Annotated in this window: 6 protein-coding genes; all 6 read right to left on the bottom strand. The window is 44.6% G+C overall.

The features are described from left to right. On the bottom strand, nucleotides 1-230 hold a 230-nt coding region (locus ABWP14_RS11235; protein ID WP_353203062.1), incomplete at its 3' end, for a hypothetical protein. Nucleotides 231-264: 34 nt separating this feature from the next. Then, nucleotides 265-843 carry a nitroreductase family protein gene (locus ABWP14_RS11230; protein WP_353203061.1) on the bottom strand — a complete coding sequence of 193 codons (579 nt, stop codon included), beginning with the start codon at nucleotides 841-843 and terminating at the stop codon, nucleotides 265-267. A gap of 63 nt (nucleotides 844-906) precedes the next feature. After that, complete coding sequence (locus ABWP14_RS11225) at nucleotides 907-3387, bottom strand: arsenate reductase (azurin) large subunit (RefSeq protein ID WP_353203060.1); 2481 nt, start codon at nucleotides 3385-3387, stop codon at nucleotides 907-909. 15 nt (nucleotides 3388-3402) lie between these two features. Continuing rightward, complete coding sequence (locus tag ABWP14_RS11220; protein ID WP_353203059.1) at nucleotides 3403-3921, bottom strand: arsenate reductase (azurin) small subunit; 519 nt, start codon at nucleotides 3919-3921, stop codon at nucleotides 3403-3405. Nucleotides 3922-4370: 449 nt separating this feature from the next. Then, nucleotides 4371-4574 carry a hypothetical protein gene (locus tag ABWP14_RS11215; protein WP_353203058.1) on the bottom strand — a complete coding sequence of 68 codons (204 nt, stop codon included), beginning with the start codon at nucleotides 4572-4574 and terminating at the stop codon, nucleotides 4371-4373. A gap of 38 nt (nucleotides 4575-4612) precedes the next feature. Then, the coding region (locus tag ABWP14_RS11210; protein ID WP_353203057.1) for an integrase core domain-containing protein at nucleotides 4613-4896 on the bottom strand (284 nt) is incomplete at its 5' end.

The following is a 4896-nucleotide window of genomic DNA, read 5'->3' as shown; positions in this document are numbered from 1 at the left end:
TTTCTGAAATCCAATAAACGAGCTCGAACAATATCTAATGCGTTGCTTGCAGGAGCTTCACCCACTTGAAGCGCCTCAAATATTGCGCCAGCCAGTTCATGCATTCCTTCGCTAGTGGCTGTTGATGCAATTTTCTCGGGAGATAGTCCAGCATCAATTGCCAGAGCAGTTTTACTATGTCTTGGGATAGAGCCATGGGCTTCGTCAAGAATTCGTTTAATGATATCCATTTGCGCAGACGCCTTTTCAATAGACTTGCAACTCTTAAAAGATAGAGCTGTACTCAGTATAAGCAGGCCTAACTCGACCATCCTTATGCTTGATGACAGTGCCAATGGTAATAAAGACCAACGGCTCATCATCAGCCTCCAGCTTAAAGAGCTTTTTCATCTCAGGGCTATAGAGTGCATGACCGCTGGATAACCCAGCCCCAAAACCCATCGCATGTGCAGTCAGAATAATATTTTGAATCGCACAACCGGCTGAAATTAACTTTTCATTGCGAGGAATCTTGTTATCTCCAGTTCCATATTTTGTTACCGCCAACAACAGATAAGGCCCACGCAAAGCTTTTCCATGCGCCTCATCTAGTTGCTCTGGTGTTGCACCAGGATCTCGCTCCTTCAAGTTATGAGAAAACACCCTGCCAAGCAATACTCTGCCAGCATCGGAAATTTCATAAAAATGCCATGGCGTAACTAGCCCGTGGTCTGGGGCAGTTCCGGCAGCTTCCAGAATGATTTTCTTTTGCTCTTCAGTAGGACCAGGGCTCCCCAAACGCTTCGGAGAAATATGATGACGAGTGTTCATCAACTCTGATACCAACGGAACAATATCTTCCATTTTTTACCTTTTCAGAATAAAAAAGGGGTGAGATAACTCACCCCCAAGTCAGGACAAAATCAATTAAACGTCAGCGAACGCTCTGCGCTTAAAGGATACGGTGCGCTGAAAGTCACTCATGCTACCAACACGCTTAATATTTGCATAGGTGCCCTTGTAGTACGGAATGACGTTTCTATCAACCCACTCAGTAGTAACGTCGCCAGCAACACCTTTAACGTAACCAAAGAGCATAAAGGTCTGCTTAGGCTTGGCATCTTTTACTGGATAGGCCATTGCAAACGTAGATCCATAATCATTAAATACCTCAACGACATCGCCTGCACTAATTCCCAGCGCTGAAGCATCGCCTGGGTTAATTTCTAAATAGGCCATTGGATAACGTCCACGAACAAACTCATTGTATTGATCGTGATAAGCCGTCTGCCATACCTCATTAGCCCGTCCGTTGTTAATCCAGAAGGCATATTTCTGCTTTTGACCCTCAACAGGCTTTGGCAATCCCGGCCAAGGTGAAGGCTTAAAGTGCGCCTTACCGTCAGCAGTATCAAACTTGTTGTCAGCGTAAATCATTGGGGTGCCAATCAACTTATCACCCTGCACCTCTTTAATTGGCAGTTGTACGCCATTGTTGCCTGCTTTAGCTAATAGCGCATAAGTCGCCATGTAACCCGAGTCGCCACCTTGACTATCAATCGGGCCGGCGCCTGGACGACCTGCCTGACGGAAGCCATCATTAAAGGCGTCTTCTTCGGTCTTCCAGTCAAAGCCAGAAAAGCGTTTTGCCATCGCCGCATTACCTTGTTTCTCATATTGTGCCTTGATGGTGTTAGCTACCATTGCAGCAATAATGCAATCTGGTTTTGCCTCGCCTGGAGCATCCATAAACTTTTGAGATAAACGCATACGACGCTCACCATTCATGGAAGTTAAATTCATCTCACCAGGCTGGGTGGCTGGCAGCATGATATGAGCAGCTTCTTTTAGGGATGTTGGGTACAAGTTAATACTTGCCACAAACAACCCACCCCGTGAAGTTGCATCGTAAATGGCGTTAACCATTTCTTCTGGTGAAGCGCCACGAGTTTTTGACATGGCTTCCTTAACAATCTGTGCTCGCTTAAGTACAACCTCTCTTAATTGCTGAGCATTGTTAGAAGTTTGGAAGTTGTTGCAACCCCACCAAGTCATCATGCGACCATTGCCTTTAATAATCTCTTGGTCAATGTAAATCTTCTCGCCTGTTGGGTGCGGTGGACGTGTGTAACCTTCTTGATGACCGCCCATGCGCACTACGCCTGTACCACGACGACCTACGTTATGGGTTGCAATGACCAAGTCCACTAAAGCAGATTGAATAAGGTAATTATCATTACCCCAAATAATGCCTTTTTCATATGAATGCATCGCACGTGGCATTGCGCCATTAGCCTTTGGCTTATAGCTCCATTCAGCAGCCTTCTTAAGCTTATCTACCGATACGCCAGTGATCTTGCTGCACTCTTCAAGGGACAACTTATTAGCTTTAGCTGCCTCGTCAAAGCCTTTTGTATGTTTTGCAATAAAGTCTTTATCAATCCAACCCTGCTCAATCACATAGGTGAACAAACCATTAAACAGTGCGATATCAGTACCAGGCTGAATATCTAAATGTAATGTACTGTCTTTTGCCTGTAATTCACATAAAGAGATGGTGCTGTTTTTACGCGGGTCGACGAAAATAACCTTTCCTTGACCGACCGGTTCGCTACCAAACATTTGCTTTTTCTTATCGATAGTTGACCCAGCAATATTAGGCAGCCAATGATTTAAGAAATAATTTGTTTGGGTCTCATAGGGATTGCCGCCAATAGACCAAATGACATCTGCTAATTGTGCATCTTCATAGCTATTATTAAGCTCACCAATACCCATCTCACGAGTAGCATGGCACTCTGAGTTATATGCTGGGCGATTATGAATACGCACTGATGGGGTTTGAATAGCGCTAAACATCAACTTGCCTGAGCCCCAAGTATTCTCGAATCCACCACCTGCTCCACCATGGTCAAACGTAGAGTAGAAAATTGAACGTGGGCCATCGTTATCAATAATCTTCTTGATAAGTCCCGCATAAACTGCCATGGCGTAATCCCAGGTAGTGTCAAGCCACTGATCACCAGCATAAAACTGTGGTAGCTGTAGGCGCTCCTGTGTAATACCTTGAGGGTTATACATATACGTTGCCATCTTGCCCCCACGTGTAGAACTCAAGCCACTATTCACGACGCACGCCTTGTCAGGAACAATCATGATGTTAGAACGCTTGCCGTTCTTATCGACAATAGTATTAGTCATCGCTGGCGTGAGAGTTACAGCCATTGGAGGAAGCTGCTTACGGAAATCTAAACCCAACGCATTTTGATTTGGGGCTCTTCCACCCTCTTTATTTGCATCCCACTTATAAACGTTATAGCCACATCCGACAATGCAGAAGTGACAAGTCATATTAGTTTTTTGAGCATCGACTGGAGGTAATGCAATACGGTCATTAAATGTTGTCATGGCGATTATCCCGTCTTAAAGAATATTAGAAGCGCGGCCGTAAATCAGGCCATTTATACCAACAGCCTTAAACGAATCTGTACCTGAGTCATACTTCAGCTCAATCTTAGGCAGATTTTCTGTTGCCTGGCCGCATACCATTTGACCTAAGTGCTCTGGATCAAAGACGCTAAAGTGGCATGGGCATTTAAAAGTTTTAGCCTGTTGGTCATAATTTACAGGACAGCCCATATGTGTGCACAGTGTGCTGTAAGCGACTACATCATTATTAGGACCAACTCCACCAGCGACTGGTCCGTCCATTTTGATCGCAACGCATGGGGAGCTTGCGTCAGGGTAATTGAAGGCAACGGGAGTATTTACTTTCATTCCAGCAGCCTTGCCAATATTGCGCTCTGGATACGCTAGAACCGCAGCATTACTAGGGGCTGCATTTGCAGAGCCACTGACTAGAGATGCGGCAGAACCTACGGCAACAGCGGATCCTATACCTGTTGCCTTTAAAAAATTCCTTCTACTTTCGTTAGATTCCATTAATCACTCCTTTTAAAAGTTAGAACAAATAATGAAATTAAGTTTACGCATTAAATTTCGATAAGAATAGAAATTATGTCAGCCTTATGACTAAGGATTTCCCTAGTGACCTCTAAATCTAATGAATAAATATTTGTTTGCAGTGCACAAATTATTATCAATAGTCACTGACCGCTAATAACAGAGAGCACCTCAGTCCAAAATCTATTGGAATCACCATGAAAGTGTGCAATATTTGCCTACACACTTTCGAGCATGCCCAGCGTTACTTAAAGTAACGCTCAAATGACCAAATCTCACCTTTAGTCTCAAAAGCTAGCTTTTTGTGACGTTTAGGTCCTGTTTAGGTTCTCTGGTTATGAGAGCAGATGACATTGGTAACCAGCCCTTTGATCATATAAAGCAACCGTTACGTAAGGTAACGGTTGCTTTATTTCCGACTTTTTTATCTAGGCATTTTCTAATGCCCGCTCAGCCTTGCTGCAATGCGCTCCCAGCGATTGCGTATTGGCGACTTCAGTGATGTCCGCAAATTCAGTAACATCTACTGCATCAGCAACATCCATGGCGTTGGAACCATTAAGACCACCCTCTATTTCACCGCCTACTGTCTCCGGCGCCTCTTCCGCAGTCTCAAATTGAACTGCTGTCAATTTAGGCCCACTACCAAAGAGAGCTTTTCCATAGTAAATCATTGCAGCAAAATAGGTTGAGATTGGATGATTTTGGGTATTTGCACTTGGGGTGCTGGTGGCCTGTAACCGAGTGCACTATGGGGCCGTTCATGGTTATAGTGTTTCACCCACTCCCCCACGATGATCTGGGCTTCCTTAAGACTGTAGAAGATCTCTCCATCTAAAAGATTGTCCCTAAAGGTCCCGTTAAAGCTTTCACAAAAGCCATTCTCCCAAGGGCTGCCCGGTTCAATGTAGGCTGTCTTTACTCCAATGCCAGATAACCAACTGCGCAGCTCTT

This window comes from Polynucleobacter sp., assembly GCF_040400325.1.
Lineage (GTDB): Bacteria > Pseudomonadota > Gammaproteobacteria > Burkholderiales > Burkholderiaceae > Polynucleobacter.
Note: the sequence above shows the minus strand (reverse complement) of the source record. Positions and strands in the feature narration are given on the sequence as shown.